We start from the raw sequence: 18,519 nt of genomic DNA on the forward strand, positions 1-18,519 counted from the left end.
AGTAAAACACTGCTTTGGAGCGACATTTAAAAGTGGGTTTGTCCTGTCAGGATCTGGATTGAAGATGATTTTTTGGAAGAAAAGCCATCAACATCTTAGGTGAATAGTTCTGGCTGATTATTAATCAGGCAATAGGCTGAAAATTTGTCGGAATTGATGTCGGTTGCATTAACTCTGAATATTCTTTTAATACACGACAGTTTTTTAATAAATAAGTAGCAGTGCCATTGCATTTAATAATTAAGTTCGTCCATGGCTAAAAAATCACTAACGGGGTGTAATTGACACATTCTTGTTCTTCTTGATATGGTCAAAAAGCTGTGTAGCCAGCGAACCTTCCTAATCATTCCATAACAAGCCGGGCTGTTATTCAGGCAGGCCACCAAATTAAGAAGGGTTAATCCAGAAACCTGCATCAGACAAATTAACTCTATCTGGCCGCCATCATTGTTTAATGCGTTTGCCCTCTAAATCTGCAATGCCATGGTGCTATCTTTGATAGATCTGAATCAGCAATAATTTTTTCGTTCGCTACCAGTCTTTTTTCTCAAACGTATCAAAAGGAAACGTTCATGACTGATCTCAAAGCCTCCAGCCTTCAAGCTCTGAAGCTGATCGACCTGACCTCCCTGAATGATAATGACACCCCTGAAGTCATTATCGATCTGTGTCACAAGGCGAAAACGCCTGCAGGACAACCGGCCGCCCTGTGTGTTTATCCGCGTTTTATTCCGATTGCGAAAAAGACCCTGAAAGAACTGGAAATCGAAGGTGTCACAATCGCTACAGTGACTAACTTCCCCGCTGGCGGAGATGATGCAGAGATAGCTGTTGCAGAAACCCGCGCTGCCATCGCCTACGGTGCCGATGAGGTTGACGTGGTATTCCCTTACCGTGCATTTATGGCGGGCAATGAAGACATTGGCTACGAAATAGTTCGGCGTTGTAAAGAAGCCTGCGGTGACCAGGTTATGCTGAAAGTCATCATTGAAACAGGCGAACTGAAAGATGCTAAACTGATTCGTCGTGCCAGTGAAATCTCCATCGAAGCGGGTGCCGACTTTATCAAGACCTCAACCGGCAAAGTGGCTGTTAACGCGACGCCTGAATCTGCCCGCATCATGTTACAGGTTATTAAAGACAGTGGTCGTAAAGATGTCGGATTCAAACCCGCTGGCGGCATTCGCACCGCTGAAGAAGCTGCTGAGCATCTGAACATTGCCGCTGATATTCTCGGTGCCGACTGGATTGACCGCAACCATTACCGGTTTGGTGCCAGCAGCCTGCTGGGTAGCCTGCTGACAGCTCTGGAGCTTCAGGAGGCCAGTGAAGACAAAGGAGGCTACTAAAATGTTTTTGCCACAAGAAGTTATCCGCCGCAGGCGTGAAGGTGAAATCCTGTCTCAGCAGGAGATTCGCGAGTTTATCCTGGGAGTGACCGACAACACCGTGTCAGAAGGACAGGTAGCCGCTTTTGCCATGGCCACCTTCTTTCGGGAAATGAGTATCGAAGAGCGTGTAGCACTGACCTGCGCCATGCGTGATTCAGGCAAAGTACTGGACTGGAGTCACGACAACCTGGGCGGGCCGGTTCTTGATAAGCACTCTACCGGTGGTGTAGGCGACGTTGTCAGTTTGATGCTTGGCCCTATGATTGCCGCCTGCGGTGGTTATATCCCGATGATTTCAGGACGTGGGCTGGGCCATACCGGCGGTACACTGGATAAACTCGACAGTATTCCCGGCTACATGACTCAGATAACGGAAACTCAGTTTCGCCAGGTGGTCAAAGAGGCAGGCGTTGCCATTGCAGGCCAGACCGGTGAGCTGGCACCGGCTGATAAACGCATTTATGCTATCCGCGATGTGACTGCAACCGTTGACTCTATTGATCTGATCACCGCCTCCATTCTGGCCAAAAAACTGGCTGAAGGCCTGGATGCTCTTGTGATGGACGTTAAGGTGGGCAGTGGTGCTTTTATGCCAACCTTTGAAAAGTCGGTTGAACTGGCTGAAAGTATTGTAAAAGTAGCTACCGGTGCCGGTGTGAAATGCACCGCACTGCTGACCGATATGAACCAGTGCCTTGCTTCCAGTGCGGGTAATGCCGTTGAAGTTCGTGAAGCCGTTCAGTACCTGACGGGGGACTACCGTAATCCCCGCCTGCACGAAATCACAATGGCGCAGTCGTCGGAGCTGCTGGTTCGTGGAGGTCTGGCCGACGATGACAACCAGGCTCGTGAAAAACTGATGCAGGTGCTTGATTCCGGTCAGGCGGCTGATGTCTTTGGCCGCATGGTGGCGGGACAGGGAGGCCCGGCTGATTTTGTTGAAAAATACGACGCCTACCTGCCAACAGCCCGTTTTATTAAGCCCTTGTATCCGGAGCGTGGAGGTTATGTTACGGCTATGGACACCCGTCAGGTAGGGTTGTCTGTGGTACAGATGGGAGGTGGCCGTAAGTTACCAACCGACCAGCTGGATTACTCAGTCGGCATTACCGACATGTGTCGTCTGGGGGACCGGGCAGACATTGATAAGCCTATTGCTGTTATTAATGCCCGTGATGAAAATAGCTGGAATGAAGCGGCAGCCATGTTAAAGGATGCCATCAGACTGGATGACGCAAAACCTGCAGAAAACCCCACTGTCTACAAGCGTATAGCCTGACCTGCCACCATCGCTGGCCTGAACATTAATTCGGGTCAGCCTTTTTGAATAACTTCCGACTAACCCGATAAGGCAACATAAGAAGCCAGCTTCTTCTGTTGCCTTGTGTTGCTTTATGCGATCTCAACTCATGACATACGCAGAGGTTTTTCGCGCCATATACATTTTTGACAAATAGAATATGTTGATACAGGCAACAAAAGCATTCATGGTGGCGACAGGCATTGCACCAATAGCAAGGCCATAGGCAGCAAATAAAGAACAACCAATAAAATTCAACACCCGCAGCCAGACAATATTTTTCATCATCAGCGATATCGCCACCATGACAGAGGCCACATGCCCAAGAACTTCTACCTGGCTTAGCGACATTCCAAACAGCTCGATAGTTCCCATATTTATTTCACAACCAAACATTAAAGAACGCCGACTTTAATCAAGCGCAACAGGAATGGCTATGTTGTAAACAAGCTTTCAATGCTGCACAAAATATTCACTTAACGTATTGATTCACAAAAGGTATAGCCAGACTGATGGTTACAGAGCAGTTATTCTTTCATTTTCTGTTTTGGATCAATGTTCTTGCAGGAGGCCATAAAACCACCTCATCACCACAGAACACAGGGCCTTTATAAACCAGACTGCTGTTCGGTACAGAAGAATCTGACGTTAATTGTTAACTTTAAAATTCTTGATCAACACTCTAAGTAAACCCTTTTTAAAACCGGTTACCCAAGGCTTTTGCTGAAAAAAAATTGATATAAGTCAAAATATTTCAGGAAATAAAAGCGACATAATGCTGTAACACTTTGTTCTTTTAGGTTGATTCCTTTTACTTGAGGTTCAGATAATGACTCCACATATCAATGCTGCTGCGGATGCTTTTGCTGATACGGTTCTGATGCCGGGTGACCCGCTTCGTGCCAAATACATTGCTGAAAACTACCTGGAAGATTTTCAGGAAGTGACAAATGTTCGCAACATGCTGGGATTCACCGGTTTCTATAAAGGCCAGCGCGTCTCGGTTATGGGCAGCGGCATGGGCATTCCCTCCGCCAGCATTTACTACCACGAGCTGGCAACAAAATACGACGTTAAAAACCTTGTCCGGATTGGCAGCTGTGGCGCTATCAGCTCCGATGTTAAGTTAGGTGACGTGGTCATTGGTATGGGTGCCTGCACTGACTCTAAAGTCAACCGCACCCGTTTTAAAGACCATGACTTTGCCGCTATTGCCGACTACCACCTGCTGGAACAATCGGTAGCAGCTGCCCGCGCGCACAACCTGCCTGTTAAAGTGGGCAATCTTTTTTCCGCCGACCTTTTCTACTCGCCTGAGTCTGACCTGTTCGATGTGATGGAAAAACACGGCATCCTTGGCGTTGAAATGGAAGCGGCAGGCCTGTACGGCGTGGCGGCTGAAAACGGTATTCGCTCCCTGGCCATCTGTACTGTCAGTGATCACATTCGAAGCGGTGAAAGCATGTCGCCTCAAGAACGTCAGGAAGGCTTTCACGCCATGATGCGTATGTCCCTCGACGCCTGTCTGAAATTCTAAGTCTTGAATGTATTGCGTGGGTCAGTTCACGACTGACCCCTTCGGGAAACTGCTAACTATGAAACGAGCCACGATACTGGTCATGGACTCATTCGGCATTGGTGCCAGCGCCGATGCTGAGAAATTTGGTGATGTCGGTTCCGACACCTTCGGACATATCGCCAGTGCTTCTGTTAATAAAAGGATTGGTTCTGGCAGGCAGGGCGCCTTATATCTACCCAACCTGCTGTCCCTGGGCCTGGCGGAAGCCGCCCGTATCAGCACTGGTAAATACCCGGCCGGGATGGGGCCTGTCCAAAACCCTAAAGGAGCCTGGGCCTGTGCTGCTGAACTGTCTAACGGTAAAGACACCCCCAGCGGGCACTGGGAAATGGCCGGTGTACCAGTGATGTTTGAATGGGGTTATTTTCGTGACAAAACGGAATCATTCCCTGAAGAGTTACTGGAGGCTTTTATTGATAAAGCCGGGCTTCCCGGCCTGCTGGGCAACTGCCATTCGTCCGGAACCGTTATTCTGGATGAGCTGGGCGAAGAACATATGCGTACTGGCAAGCCTATTGTCTATACATCGGCGGACAGTGTATTCCAGATTGCCTGTCACGAAGAAACCTTTGGTCTGGAGCGACTGTTAGAAATCTGCCAGATAGCCCGGGAGCTGCTCGACCCGTACAACATTGGTCGTGTTATTGCCCGCCCCTTTATTGGCGAAGGTTCCGGCGCATTCCAGCGTACAGGCAACCGCAGAGACTATTCGGTGGTTCCACCCGCCCCCACCTTGCTGGACCGACTGTCAGAAAGTGGTGGTGAAGTGATCAGTGTGGGCAAAATTGCTGACATCTTTGCGCACCAGGGGATTACCCGTAAAGTCAAAGCGACGGGTATTGAAGCGCTTTTTGATGTCACTCTGAAAGAAATGAAACAGGCACCTGAACAAAGCCTGGTATTTACCAATTTTGTTGACTTCGATTCAGCCTATGGCCATCGCCGCGACATTAAAGGCTATGCGGAAGCGCTTGAGGACTTTGACCAGCGCCTGCCGGAACTGATGGACGCCATGGAGGATGACGACCTGTTGTTTATCACGGCTGATCATGGTTGTGACCCCAGCTGGGAAGGCAGTGACCATACTCGTGAACATGTGCCGGTTTTGGTGTACGGCAAACGCATCAAGCCAGGTTCATTAGGTCACCGAACCAGTTTTGCTGATATGGGGCAGACCATCGCCCAATACTTCGGGCTGTCTGAACTGGACAGCGGCGAATCCTTTCTGGAGCAAATAGTATGAATCAGTTGGAACAACTGAAAGCCATGACCAAAGTGGTTGCGGATACCGGTGATATTGACGCCATCAAGCAGTATCGTCCGGTTGATGCCACCACCAATCCGTCCCTGATTCTGAAAGCCGCGCAACTGCCCCAGTATGCCAGTCTGTTTGACAGATCACTGGACTATGGTCGTCAGCAGGCGGGAGATAAAACGCAACAAATTGCGTCTGCCTGTGATTATCTGACCGTCAGTATCGGCAAGGAAATCCAGAACGTCGTGCCAGGCTTTATCTCCACCGAAGTAGATGCCCGCCTCTCTTTTGATACGCTGGAGACCGTGGACAAGGCATTGGAAATGCTGAACCTCTATGAACAGATCGGTGCCGACACCAGCCGGGTACTGATCAAGATAGCCTCTACCTGGGAAGGGATAAAAGCTGCAGAAATTCTTGAACAGCAAGGTATTCGCTGCAACCTGACTCTGTTGTTTCACTTTGCCCAGGCGGCCGCCTGTGCCGAGGCAGGTGTTTACCTGATTTCACCTTTTGTTGGCCGGATTCTGGACTGGTACAAAAAGCATGAAGGTGTTGAACACTATGCTCCGGAGAATGATCCGGGCGTGGTATCTGTCCACAATATCTTTAATTACTACAAGGCTCATGATTACAAAACCGTGGTCATGGGAGCGAGTTTCCGAAGTATTGATGAAATACGGCATTTGTCGGGTTGTGACTGCCTGACCATAAGCCCTGCACTTCTGAAAGAACTTGAACAGAGCGATGCACCTTTGCAACAGGTTCTGAGTTCCAGCACCGCACAAACCGATATTCCAAAAACCAGAATATCTGAATCAGAGTTTCGCTGGGCAATGAATGAGAACCCTATGGCCACTGAAAAGCTGGCAGAAGGTATTCGGAATTTTGCAGCTGACCAGAAACGGCTTGAACAAATGGTTTCAATGCAGATTTAAATATCCAGACTGATGACTCAGACTAATTAAATAATAGATTTAATGATTACTTAAAGTGACTATTAAACCTGGTAGTTAATATACCTGCTTTTTGTAAGAATTCTGGGTAATTGATATTCAAACTTTGAATAGCCTGTAAGTGATGATGTTTGAATATCAATTTTTGTCATAACTTCCAAAAATGAGAACGATCAGGCACAGGAGTTAAACATTAAAAAACAGAAAACGACTTATTAATTGTACATTTTTTGACATAGCGCAAAAACATAATAGCTACACATTCTATATCATGCGCACAAATATTTTGTTTACAAAGAATTACTAAACCCAGACTTTTATCTGGACTTTCCTAAAAAAAACTATTTAGCAAGCACGCTTCCATCAGGAGTAAATAACACAATGAAACTGCTACGAACAGCCGCTATAGCAGCCGCCGCATTAACAACAACCATGACCGCAACCACTGCCAGTGCTGAATACCAGTATGGTTTTGGTAATGTCAGCATTAACCGCCTGAACTGGTCGGATGGCACTCAGGAGCGCACTAAGACACAGGCCCCTAAAAGATCGTTCACCTTCCTGGAGCTGGAAGGTGGGGCAGGCTTTGACTGGGGTGAGGTTTACGGGTTTATTGACCTTGAAAACCCCCATAAGAAAAATAATGAAGATGATGGCGATGGCCTTCGTATTGCGATGAAGGGTACGATGCGTGTTTTTCTGGGAGATACCGGCTTAAACCTGTACGGGCAGATCTACGACCTGTCCACTGGCGACTTTGACGAGCAGAACAGGGTTATCGGTTTTGGTTACAACTACGCTAACGACAATCTCTTTTTCAAGCCGTTCATTGGTCTACACAATGCTCAGAGTAAATATTTTAAAGAAGGCAACAACGGCTACATGCTGGGCTGGGTACTGGGATACAACTTTAATGCCTTCAACCAGAGCTTCAGTGTAACCAACTGGAACGAATATGAATTCGGTCGTGACAAGAAGTATCAGACAGACAAAAACGACAAGTCAAAGTCAAAGAAAAGTGGCATTAACGGTGCCGTTTCCCTCTGGTGGAACGCTACTGACAATATCACCGCAGGTCTGCAATACCGCTATGCTAACGACAAGCTGGGCAGTGCCACCTACCAGAATGCAATGATTTACACCCTGAAGTACAACTTCTGAGAGTAATGCCCGAAAATAACAGTTATAAATGCTAACTGCTTTTGTTTCCATGCCTGCCATGGCATGGAAACACCTCTGCTGCTTCATTTTTCTTTTTGCCCCCCTGCCCAAACTCAGGTACTTATGCGCTAAGTACGTATTATCCAATTTAGTAATTTAATGTACACCATAAAAGTCATCGTAATGAGAAATGAAATTAAGAGGCTTTTCAGCCCTTTTTTTCAAGGTGGAAAGCTGTGACTGATGAACGAAAACTAGCCATCCCTGCCCCTGAAGGCGATATACAGGTCAATTTTTGCAAAAATCCGAAATGCAATAATTTTGGTATCGCACCCGAGGGTCCGGATGGCAACAGGCGATATCGCTATCTGCAAAAAACGCCCCTCACTCATGCCCTGTTCTGTAAAGCCTGTGACCGCATTTCTATTCTTAAAGCCAACACCAGCATCAATAGCGAACTGCAACGATTTCAGTTTCCCGTAGACAGTCAGCCACCGCTGGTATGCCCTGAGAAAAGCTGCGAAAATCACGCGCGCGTAGTTCATCAGCATCAGGGCTCCTATCGTAAATTTGGCAAAACAGCTTCCGGTTCACCCCGCTATCAGTGCAAGAGCTGCGGTAAAATATTTTCGCAAAAAAAACAGACCCGCAGGCATCGCCGCCCTGAATTGAATGAACGGATTTTTATGTCACTGGTTAACCGAATTCCTTTTAACCGGATCTGTGAAATCGAGAACGTTCAACCCAAAACAATTTATGACAAGCTGACCTACATCTACAATCACTGCCGTCGGTTTTCAGCAAAGCACGAGCTGAAACTGGCCAGACAACCGAAAAAAGATTTCTTTCTGGCCACCGATACCCGTAATTTACACCTGAACTGGCAGCATGCGAGCAGCCGTAAGAACACCTGTATACAGACAGTGACCACAGTAGATACTGATTCCGGTTATGTGCTTGCCTGTCATGACAATATCAATATGGAGTACAGTCTTGAGGCCATTGAGCAGCAGTTGAATGATTACCCGGGCAGTCAGCCTCTGGCCTTTCGTCCCCATGCGCACTTTCTTGTTCGTTCTGATTATCGGGCCACTGACGTGAAAAGCCCTGCAATACAAAGTAATAATCTATTAGAGGACATCGAACAGAAATACCGGGAAATGAGCATTCGGCAGGACTTTGCAGTGGCTGGTGTGCTGAATAATAATACCAGTCCTCCATCAGAAGGCGTTCAGGTGCGTTTTGATTACACACTTTATGGTCATTTTGCACGCCTGAAACAGTTGTTGCCCGATGCCGGCAAACATATTTTCTACCTGGCATACGACAGCGGTTTACGGGAAGCCTGCATCAGCCTTTATGCCGACCGTATTCGGTCAGGCCAGGCTGAAGCTTTCTATATCCGTATCGGGAATGAGCTGTCCATCGCCAGCAAGCGACAGAAAATACGGGAAGCGAACAATCATTTTCGGGCCGTTCAGGAGTGTCACCCTCATCTGGATAAACGTGCCATTGAGCAGCTGATTATTCTCGAGCGAATGAAAGAGATGCCAGTCATCGGACATTGGGGGGACAGCTGGCTGTTTCATCCAAGCCCACATATGGGTGAACCGGACAAAGCTGTGTGCCATATCACTCACCAGAGTCAGTTACCGGAGAAAGAGCTGGCGAATTATTATCTGCACGCTTCTTTATTTGGTGCCAGCCAGTTCTATGAACGCCTGAAAAACCGTATTTCCATGGTGCCGATTCAAAACAATGCGGAGCCGCCCGGTATGTGGAAGTTATACGGTGCTTATAAACCTTCTGTGGTGATCAAGCTGATTGAGATACTGCGAACCTATCACAACTTTGTTTTAACCGATAAGTACGGTGAGACACCCGCTAAACGACTGGGTATCAGTCAGCAAGGTTATAGCATTTCTGAAATTTTAAATTGTCAGCCAGGAAAAACAATGACCTCTGGTCTGAAAGAGACCATTGTCGCCTAACCCGGAAATTTCATGAGAGGCATAATGCAGCTTCCTGATATTTGCTTATCTGACAATTAGCAGATATCAGGTTGGGTGGTGAACCAGGCGCTAATACCCATACCGTTCGCACTGAGTGGGTTTTCCTTGTCAGGCAAGGCTCTGTCTTTTTGACCCACACATAACCACCACTCGCAGAGTCAGCGTTGCAATAAAGGTTAACGCTATCACAAGGTGAGCCGGTAAAGACAACCACTGACCACTAACGAAAACCAGCCCTCCCAGGCAGGCCACCGCAATATAGCAGGTTTTAATCAGCGTCCTGAACGAAGCGCCTGTCAACAGATTCCTCATAGCAACACTTCCAGAAGCATTCACAATGCCCATCAACCCAGTAACGATAGGAGAACCGGTCGCCTGAGACGCAATGGCAGAACCAACAGTCACCAGCGCAGCAAAACCCACTGCATCCATCAGTTGCAGAGCCATCCCTGAACCTCTTCTGAGCTTCGTCAGCATCTGACCAACTGACACACACAGAAGAATCACTACCAGATAAGCAGAGTCGTCTATCCAGAACACACTGTTAAGATTAAAACTAAGCAACAGGTCACGTAATGTGCCTCCCCCTACTGCGGTAGCAAAAGCCAGAACGCAGGCCCGGGAAAAATCCATTTTATTTTGGCAGGCAATCAACAGTCCGGTTAAGGCAAAGGCGGCGGTTCCGATAAGGTCGAGGCTGTATAAAAGCATGTTTCCTGTTATGTCCTTTTTCTTATGGATTCTTCAGGCTGCAACCTGCGACTACTGCCAGTTTACCCGCCCTCGCCTTCAGCCAGAACGGGTAAACGACAGCATTTTCCTACATAAATCAGAAGACTGTCTGGTCTTCAATCTCAGTAGACAGGGCAGTCAGAGCCTTCTCTACCAGATCTCTTCTCAGCTGCTTCTCTGCATCCGCTTCCAGCTTTGGATCACCCAGAGGGTGAGGAATCGCTACCGCAGGAACAATCCGGTTAGCACCTACCGTCTTGGAGATAGGCACAACAGTAGCAATGTGTACGACAGGCATAACCTTTTCGATTTCTTTAACGAGCGTTGCACCGCAACGCGTACAGGTTCCTCAGGTGGAGGTGAGGATGGCGGCGGTTACCCCGGCCTTTTGCAGATGCATGGCAATCTCGGCACCATAAGCCTTGGAGTTGGCAACCGATGTACCATTACCAACCGTACTGTAGAACTTGTCGTGCAGTTTGCCGATGCGACCTTCACGCTCCATGTCACGCAGCACGTCTACCGGCAGAACACGGTCAGGGCTCTGATTACAGGCCACCGGGTCGTAACCACCGTGGGCGGTTTCGTGTGAGGCTTCACACAGGCACTCCAGCCCTTCAATGCTGTACTCACCGTACTTGGACGCACTGGAAGACTCAATATGGTCAGGGTTGGTCTTGGGAACTACGCCGCCAGAAGTCACCAGGGCAATGGTAGCAGTGCTCATTGAGGTCACCGCAGGCTGAGGCTCAACCCGGTCAAACACAGGCATCGGGTACTCAGTCTTGAACTCGCTGCCTTCCAGCTTGGCGATCAGCATGTTCACCGCACGCTTCGCACCACGCTCTTCAGCAAAGAAGTTCACCCGCAGACCACGAGGCATGTAACCTTCTTCTTCAGGGCTGCCCAGCTGGCCTTCTTTCTCAATAAAAGCAGTGATCAGCTTAGCCATAGCTGGCATCGCTTTACGCATACCGGCCGCACTGTTGCTGGTTTCAACCATGTAAGAGAAGTTGCGATACAGCTCGTAGCCCGGGTTTTCAGGGTACATGCCTGAAATAGTTGGAATACCCAGCTCCTCAGCTACTTCACCCACTCTGCCGCAGGCCATGCCATAACGGCCAGCGTTGAACGCAGGGCCCGCAACCAGCAGGTCGGGCTGGATGTCCTCAAGAATTTCACGGATGCCCATGCAGGCAACCCCTTCGTTCTCGTTGAAGTAGGAGTCACCACAGATGATGGTGTTAACAATCTCCGCCTTTCCCTTCAGGGCAGCACTCAGTGCGGTACCGGGCCCGACAGGACCGGCTACCAGCTCAATCGGATGATTGGCAGCTTCTTCGCCGCCCTTCTGTCCGAAGAACTGGTTAATGTAATGAACAATCTTGATAGTCATGATCTGTTCTCGTTTTATAAAATCTTTTCGTCGTTTATGTGTTCACATAACCGCAGGTATCAGCCAGCCATGGCTGTCAGGTTGTGATAGCCGAGCTCGTTAGTAGCGCCAGTGATCGCCTGAATTTCAGTGGTAATGGAGCCGTCTTTTGCCAGACTGCCTTCAGTACCGCCTGCCAGCCAGTCAGCGTAATGATCGTGACCAATCACTTTTTCCATCGCTGGCAGGGTAACAACGTGGTTAGCGTTACCGTTGGTGACAACGGCGTCACCTTTTGGCGTGGAGTCCGCCAGTGACTGGGACTCACCTTTCTGGCCAGCGTATTCATCAGTCAGAAGAACCGTCTTGATACCTGCGCCTTCCAGCTTGTTGCAGTTCATCACCAGGTCGGCATCCGGGTTACCAAAACCTTCTTCACTAACAATTACAGCGTCCAGTCCCATCTGTACGGCCAGCTTGGCGACGTAGTTGGAAGAGCGCTCTTTGTCAGCCAGAGTGACGTTTTCGTTAGTGACGATCACGCCCATAAAGTTGTACCGGGTGCCATGATGCTCGTACAGCTCATGGATAATCGGGCTGTTCTGATGCACGATGCTTGGGTTCTTGTCACAGGCAGAAACACAGTTTCCGCTCATGATGGCACCATCCATCACTTCAGTCGGGTACAGCAGGGTGGGCAGAATGTTTTTCACGTCCACACCGTACAGGTAGGTGTCGTGCAACAGACCCTGACTCTGGAGCATATAGATGTAGCCAACTTTTGGCAGGCCGGGAAATTCCTGAGCCTGTTCCAGCAGTGGTTTGGTTTCGTAAATACGACCTTCGTCAGCCAGTGCATCTTTAGCCAGCTGACCAATGTGGTTAGCGGTTTCGATACCAACACGGCGCAGGATCGCCTCATGGTCATACTGGTTGCAGCTTTCATCTACTTCACAGGTGATGACCAGGTTCCGGGTTTTGGAGAACGGTGTGTACTCAGCGCCAGGACCGCTCATGTCGATGATGCCTTCCTGAAAGCCCACTACCTTACCGGTAGTCACAACAGCCATGCCCTTCAGAACATGGGTGCGGCCTTCACCCACCATAGCTTCATCACCCGGATTACGGCCGGGGAACATGGTGCCAGCGCCTTCTACCTTAACCCGTGGCTCAATCACGTCCTTAACGGGCATGATGCGGGTCTTGTCGCCTGGCAGGGCGATATCCAGCCTGACTTCGCTGATGCGGTGATCCAGTTCACGGATAAAACCAGTCAGCTCTTCCCGGTCGATCTGGACCTTGCCTGCAGCCAGGGAAGTGCCCTGACCAAAGGCCAGCTCCCTGACATGTATGTTTCCAACTTCCAGTTTCATTTTCTTCTCCTAAAAGATCGTCATCGGGCGGGGCAAAGCCCCTGCCCTCAGGCAATAAATCCTGATTCTTTTAATACCCCGGACGCGGCTTCAAGGTCTTCACGGGCCACCATAATGACGGGGCCAGTGCAACCCATACCGGTACGGGCGAAAATCTTTTTAGTCCACAGAGCATCTCTGGCGGTTTCGATATCGAGAATATCAATGCCATTGATGTCTTCATCGGTGGTTTTTTCAGGGGGCGCAGCGACTGTTTCAGTGGCGGCAGCGGCAGCCATGGGCTTGAGTCCCTCAAGAATCTCGTCCAGACCACACTCTCTGGCCTGAGCCAGCTCACGACGATAGACGTCCAGTAGCTCACCTTCAGCGCAGTCTGCCATCAGCCTGATAGCACCAGCGATCACCGGCGCACCGGAAGCTCTGGAAATAATGCCTACCAGTCGTTCCGCTTCTTCGCCCAGACCCGGACCATAGCCGTAACCCAGCGCTTCATAGCTGCCACCCGTGGTGAAAGAAGAAAACACCTTCATCATCAGATTGCCGGTCAGGCTGTCCGCCACCATGACATCGGGTACACCCTGCAACAGATCGTTACCACGCATCAGTGCACCACCATCAGCGCGGGCTGATTCGGTAAACTGCATGCAGTAACCGTTGTCCATCAGTTGACGCAGCGCTCTTTCTACCGGGGCGGCACCATCAATGTTCAGAATGCCAACGGTTGGTTCCGCAACCCCTGTCGCCTTTGCCATGGCAATACCGGCCAGGGTGTTTTTCACCATAGCGCTATTGCGAACGGTGTCGCTGGTGCCAGTGGTGGTCGCCAGAATCATCTCCCGACCCACCGCCGGAGTGATGACCTTGCCCACAGTGCTGACACCCAGCGGGAAGCTGTAGTGCAGAGTGACGCAGGCATCAATGCTGCCGTTGTCCAGCAACTGCTCCATCACTTCATGGCATTCGTGCAGACCGGAAGCCGGATGCTGCTCAAACTCATTCTCTTCTGCGTCACCGATCAGCACTGGCTCAATATCAGCGTACTGCTTTGCCGCCAGTCGTGCGGCACGAACCAGTTCTTCAGAACCGTGTTCACTGTCGGCCAGAGTCAGGCCAATACGCTTTTTACGACCGAAGCTGCCACTGACCAGGCCATCAGCCATATCAGTGAAGGCAGAGGCCAGAGCTTCATTCAATTGAGTAGAAGCCATGACGTTTACTCCTGCTCAGCTTTCTGTTCAGCTTTTTCCAGAAGACGTTCAGCGACGTCTTTCATGGCCTCAGCCACCAGTGTGCGAGCCTCTGTTCCGTCAAAACCGGTATCTTTGGCAATACCACGGTTTTTCTCGATCAGGGTCGAGATACCGTCAAACTGGTTGGTCATACGACCCAGGAACAGACTGCCCTTGCCCACTACCATAAAGTTATTGATGTCGCCGTTCAGGATGGCGTCACGGCCGTGGCCCAGGTAAGGAACACCAGAGGGAATATGTCCCTGCGTCAGGGCATAGCCGGGAATGCCGTGCTGCTTCACAAACTCCATCAGCTGTTTGCGCTCCAGGTGGCCTTCTTTAACCGCCAGCGCCGCAATCATTTTGTAGTTGGCTTCAGGCACATCACCGGCACCGGCAGGCTTGGTGATTTCAGCGTTCTGCATTTCGGTTGAGAAGCGGTCCACTTCAGGAATGGACATACCAACACGCTTCAGTGGCGCAGAGACCAGACTGGTGACAACAGCCTGTGGGGAAGAACCAGTACCGATGGTATGGCGACCAACGATGTCAGTGTTCACAATTGGGCTAACACCGTCGTTTTCGCTGATGATGGTGGCGAAACCAGCCAGAGCGTCTTCCAGAACCGGAACGTCTTTCTTCAGGTGATCACGGCCATTCATCGCCAGTTTAGCGACAGCGCCGCCAGCCACGACCATGACATTTTTAAATACGCCGGATTTAACCAGGGCCGCCGCATGAACAATCGCGTGGGCAGGTGCCGCACAGAATCCACGCAGGTCACTGCCGGTAGCCGCTTCACAGCCAGCCAGCTCACCAATTGACTTGGCGAAGTTACCGCCACCGCGCTGGTTAATATCACCGCAGGCTTCTTCAGAGCATTCAATGATATAATCGACTTTGGCAAGATCCATGCCCTGCTGTTTCAGGTGCAGCGCCGCCAGAACGCCGGACGCTTTAACGCTCAGGTTCTCCAGAATAATATGGGCACTGAGGTTTTCATCCTGATCGTGGGCCTGTTTCACACAGCCAACCAGTTCACCATTCATGGTCAGCGGTTCAGCATGATGCGCTTCTACCAGGGCGTGCATTTCTGCGGTGTCCATGGCCGCCTTTTCGTCCAGGACGACATGGCTCAGCAGAGGGTGTCTGGACAGGCTGTTATTAGCCTGTTCAATAAATTCGGGGGTCAGTTTAACCAGATCAAAAACATCGGAGTGTTTCAGAAGGGCAAAAAACTCTTCCTGGGGCATGATTTCACCGAAACGTCCAAAACGTTCAGCATCTGCCATTGCATTTTGATACCAGGGCTTTGCAGTGTTATCCAGTTGCTCGGGGGTCAGGTTCCCAATAAAGCACTGGTTCGCCGGATAGGCAACAACGTCTTTAAAAGGACGAAGTTTTTGTTTTAATTCAGACAGGTATTCATGATCTTCAGCTTTTTTCGCAAAAACCTGATTAGAACCAAAGGGGATAAAATCAGGGGTATGGGCAAGTATATAACTTGCTCCCTTAATAACGGGGAAGTCCACGGCAGAAACTCCGTCAGCCAGCCTCAGGAATTATTTCCTGAAAAAAGTTTAATTGGCTATATCGACTAACGCTTTCAAATCACGTCAGTCGATATAACGACCCAACCCGTCATGTGCGAAATCAATTGCTGAAAGGACTGCTTTCTTAATTAAAGAAAGCAGAACCCGAAACTGCAACGACTGTTAATCGCACAATACCGGGCCAATGGTTAGAGGAACTTACAGAATTGATTTCTGTACTCTCCCACTTCGTCGGTGATTTCATCAACCGGCATAACCATTTCCATCATTCCAACTTGCTCTTCGTAAACATCAGCGTCAACTTCATCCTTGATCTCTGTGTCTACAATATGGTGTACTCGAAGTCCCAACTGGACTCCGGCCAATGGTCCTGCAAAAGTCGGGTCGCCGTTAGTCACGGTTTCAGCTGCCAGGCCAGAGGCCTCGGCTTCTGCGCCGCCCAGAACAACAACAATGTTCTCTGCGCCGTGCTTATCGGTTAATTCCTTGACTCGCTTTTGATTTTCAAGATCCATTGCGCCTGCGGAAGTTCAGACGAAACACTCGGTAGTGCTGAACACAACTTCGGCACCGGCAGTCTTTACACATTCTTCAATGGCAGGACCTGGTACGCCGTCGCGATCACCGAGTATTACGACTTTCTTACCTTGCAGCATGGTAAAAAACCTCTTAATCGTAATAAGTGATTAAATTAAATTACGTTTTCAAAAAAGAAAACACCCCTATTCAGTTAACCATTAATAATGAACAATCAACTTGATTTCATAACAATTAATGGTTAACGAATTCTTTTCAAAAAGCCATCAATATCAAATGTAACGCTTGATAGCTTCTTCAATTTGTTCAGCTTCCAGCTCTTCACCGCTCAGATGTTCAATCTTTTCACCGTCTTTATAGAAAACGATGGAAGGAAGACCCATAACACCCTGACCCATAGCTACACGGCGGTTGCCTTTAATATTGAGTTTGGCAAATTTGATGTCGCTTTCGTAACGATCAGCCAACTCAATAACATCCGGCATCAATTCCATGCAGCGGCCACAGCTTTCACCCCAGAAATCAACCATGGCAACGCCCTGGTGCTCTTTGATTTCACTATCGAAGTTTTCTTTTCCCAGCTCGATCATTTTATTTCCCCAAGCAGGTTATTTAAAATAATTCTTCTAATTTTTCCGCAGAAGGCGCTTCAATGCGTTTTAAAGCTTCACCGTCCCGGAAACGAATTACCGTTGGAATTTGGGTAATTTCGTAGCGATCCGCAATGTTTCGACTTTTATAAGTATCGATGGTAACGACTTTCAAACTGTGTGCTTCAGCCCGGGTTTCCAGTTGCGACATCAATTCAAGACTTTGCTTGTCCAGAGGATTCCAGAAAGCCACCAGCCGGTCTTCTTTCGCTTCCAGAACTGAATGGCTCCAGTGTTCTTCTTCGGCAATGTAGCGCTCGGCGGCAACAGCGGCAATGGCACCATCTCCGGCAGCCGTTACTACCTGTCTCAGCCATTTATCGTTGACATCACCCGCTCCGAAGACACCCGGCATACTGGTGCCCATTTTATCGTCGACTTTGATGTAGCCACGATTCAGTTCAACAGCACCTTCGAGGAAGTCGGTGTTCGGCACAGTGCCAACAAACATGAATACACCGTCGGTGTCGTGTTCAGTAATTTCACCGGTCTTCAGGTTCTTGATACGAACACCGTTGACCAGCTCATCGCCACAGATTTCTTCAACGGTAGAGTTCCAGATGAAGCTAATCTTGTCGTTAGCCAGCGCCTGTTCCTGGGCAGTACGGTCGGCATCCATAGTGCCTTCGTCGTGCAGTACGACCATGCGGACACTGTTGACGAATTTAGTCAGGAAAACGGATTCTTCAACGGCGGTGTTACCACTGCCTACAACGATAATATCCAGGTCTTCAAAGAACTCTGCATCACAGGTCGCGCAGTAAGCAACGCCTTTAGCGGTGAATTCTCTTTCACCTTTAATGCCCAGAATTCTTGGGTTAGCACCGGTTGCAACAATAACAGACTTAGCCTGATAAACAGTGCCGTCTTTGGTGGTCACGTCTTTAGTGAAGCCATCCTCAGCCATTTTCAGGCCGCTGACCATACCACGCTGAAATTCGACACCAAACTTATCGCAGTGCTCTCTGAATTTATCCATCAGAGCCGGGCCAGTGGACTCAACGATACCGGGATAATTTTCCAGCTCGTTGGTTTTAGCACATTGGCCACCGGTTCTGGCGCTCCCCTCGAGCACCAGAGTTTTCATCTTCCCCCGTCCACAGTAAACCCCTGCAGACAAACCACCGGCACCACCGCCGATGATTAGTACATCATAAACTTCTGACACGGCATTTCACCCATTATTTTTTTGTTTGCAGAGGCTGCGTGAAAAGCAACCTTTAACAAAAAATATCAGTTTCATGTATGAACTGTTTCTGGAGACCAGCAGATGCCACAACCCTGCAAACGACTTAAAGTATCAGGAGCCTGCAAAGCTATTTCGACCAGTTCCGAAGTTGGTGGACATAATGCGATGACTGTCGTCTTTATGTATTGATCTGAAACAATATTTCGAATTGGAAACTAAATTTTCAT

General features: G+C 49.2%; 16 protein-coding genes. 7 read left to right on the forward strand and 9 right to left on the reverse strand.

What is annotated here, in order from left to right; genetic code table 11:
• Nucleotides 1-572 precede the first annotated feature (572 nt).
• Nucleotides 573-1,349 (forward strand): deoxyribose-phosphate aldolase, encoded by a 777-nt coding sequence (gene deoC / locus NX722_RS10890; RefSeq protein ID WP_262567993.1) that lies wholly within the window; start codon nucleotides 573-575, stop codon nucleotides 1,347-1,349.
• Between the two features lies 1 nt (nucleotide 1,350).
• Nucleotides 1,351-2,670, forward strand: coding sequence for a thymidine phosphorylase (gene deoA / locus NX722_RS10895; RefSeq protein ID WP_262567994.1), 1,320 nt, complete (start codon nucleotides 1,351-1,353; stop codon nucleotides 2,668-2,670).
• A gap of 123 nt (nucleotides 2,671-2,793) precedes the next feature.
• On the opposite strand, the gene NX722_RS10900 is transcribed toward deoA, so the two are convergent.
• Nucleotides 2,794-3,066 carry a hypothetical protein gene (locus tag NX722_RS10900; protein WP_262567995.1) on the reverse strand — a complete coding sequence of 91 codons (273 nt, stop codon included), beginning with the start codon at nucleotides 3,064-3,066 and terminating at the stop codon, nucleotides 2,794-2,796.
• A gap of 451 nt (nucleotides 3,067-3,517) precedes the next feature.
• Between NX722_RS10900 and deoD the strand changes: the two genes are divergently transcribed.
• The 5 genes from deoD to NX722_RS10925 all read left to right on the forward strand — a co-directional run bounded on the left by deoD (nucleotide 3,518) and on the right by NX722_RS10925 (nucleotide 9,633).
• Entirely contained in the window at nucleotides 3,518-4,228 is a 711-nt protein-coding gene (gene deoD, locus NX722_RS10905) for a purine-nucleoside phosphorylase (RefSeq protein WP_262568643.1), read from the forward strand.
• A 58-nt stretch (nucleotides 4,229-4,286) separates the two neighbouring features.
• Nucleotides 4,287-5,513: a phosphopentomutase gene (locus NX722_RS10910; protein ID WP_262567996.1), complete on the forward strand. Its 1,227-nt coding sequence runs from the start codon at nucleotides 4,287-4,289 to the stop codon at nucleotides 5,511-5,513.
• Nucleotides 5,510-6,463 carry a transaldolase gene (gene tal / locus NX722_RS10915; protein WP_262567997.1) on the forward strand — a complete coding sequence of 318 codons (954 nt, stop codon included), beginning with the start codon at nucleotides 5,510-5,512 and terminating at the stop codon, nucleotides 6,461-6,463. The genes NX722_RS10910 and tal overlap by 4 nt, the downstream gene beginning before the upstream one ends.
• Before the next feature lie 399 nt (nucleotides 6,464-6,862).
• On the forward strand, nucleotides 6,863-7,642 hold the full coding sequence (locus NX722_RS10920; RefSeq protein ID WP_262567998.1) for an outer membrane protein OmpK: 780 nt from the start codon (nucleotides 6,863-6,865) through the stop codon (nucleotides 7,640-7,642).
• A gap of 236 nt (nucleotides 7,643-7,878) precedes the next feature.
• A complete protein-coding gene (locus NX722_RS10925) occupies nucleotides 7,879-9,633 on the forward strand; it encodes a hypothetical protein (RefSeq protein WP_262567999.1) in 1,755 nt (584 codons plus the stop codon).
• A 129-nt stretch (nucleotides 9,634-9,762) separates the two neighbouring features.
• On the opposite strand, the gene NX722_RS10930 is transcribed toward NX722_RS10925, so the two are convergent.
• From NX722_RS10930 to NX722_RS10965, 8 genes are all read right to left on the reverse strand, one after another.
• The gene (locus NX722_RS10930; protein WP_262568000.1) at nucleotides 9,763-10,365 is read right to left on the reverse strand and encodes a trimeric intracellular cation channel family protein; all 603 of its coding nucleotides are present in this window, start codon (nucleotides 10,363-10,365) and stop codon (nucleotides 9,763-9,765) included.
• Between the two features lie 118 nt (nucleotides 10,366-10,483).
• Nucleotides 10,484-11,782, reverse strand: coding sequence for a glycine reductase complex selenoprotein B (gene grdB / locus NX722_RS10935; RefSeq protein WP_262568001.1), 1,299 nt, complete (start codon nucleotides 11,780-11,782; stop codon nucleotides 10,484-10,486).
• Between the two features lie 59 nt (nucleotides 11,783-11,841).
• Entirely contained in the window at nucleotides 11,842-13,134 is a 1,293-nt protein-coding gene (locus tag NX722_RS10940; RefSeq protein ID WP_262568002.1) for a glycine/sarcosine/betaine reductase component B subunit, read from the reverse strand.
• A 47-nt stretch (nucleotides 13,135-13,181) separates the two neighbouring features.
• Nucleotides 13,182-14,342, reverse strand: coding sequence for a glycine/sarcosine/betaine reductase complex component C subunit alpha (gene grdD, locus NX722_RS10945; RefSeq protein WP_262568003.1), 1,161 nt, complete (start codon nucleotides 14,340-14,342; stop codon nucleotides 13,182-13,184).
• A gap of 5 nt (nucleotides 14,343-14,347) precedes the next feature.
• Nucleotides 14,348-15,895, reverse strand: a complete 1,548-nt coding sequence (gene grdC, locus NX722_RS10950; protein WP_262568004.1) for a glycine/sarcosine/betaine reductase complex component C subunit beta — start codon at nucleotides 15,893-15,895, stop codon at nucleotides 14,348-14,350.
• A 209-nt stretch (nucleotides 15,896-16,104) separates the two neighbouring features.
• Nucleotides 16,105-16,572: a glycine/sarcosine/betaine reductase complex selenoprotein A gene (gene grdA / locus NX722_RS10955; RefSeq protein ID WP_262568005.1), complete on the reverse strand. Its 468-nt coding sequence runs from the start codon at nucleotides 16,570-16,572 to the stop codon at nucleotides 16,105-16,107.
• Between the two features lie 153 nt (nucleotides 16,573-16,725).
• Nucleotides 16,726-17,043 carry a thioredoxin TrxA gene (gene trxA, locus NX722_RS10960; RefSeq protein ID WP_262568006.1) on the reverse strand — a complete coding sequence of 106 codons (318 nt, stop codon included), beginning with the start codon at nucleotides 17,041-17,043 and terminating at the stop codon, nucleotides 16,726-16,728.
• A gap of 22 nt (nucleotides 17,044-17,065) precedes the next feature.
• Complete coding sequence (locus NX722_RS10965) at nucleotides 17,066-18,271, reverse strand: FAD-dependent oxidoreductase (protein WP_262568007.1); 1,206 nt, start codon at nucleotides 18,269-18,271, stop codon at nucleotides 17,066-17,068.
• Nucleotides 18,272-18,519: the final 248 nt, after the last annotated feature.

Source organism: Endozoicomonas gorgoniicola, assembly GCF_025562715.2.
Lineage (GTDB): Bacteria > Pseudomonadota > Gammaproteobacteria > Pseudomonadales > Endozoicomonadaceae > Endozoicomonas_A > Endozoicomonas_A gorgoniicola.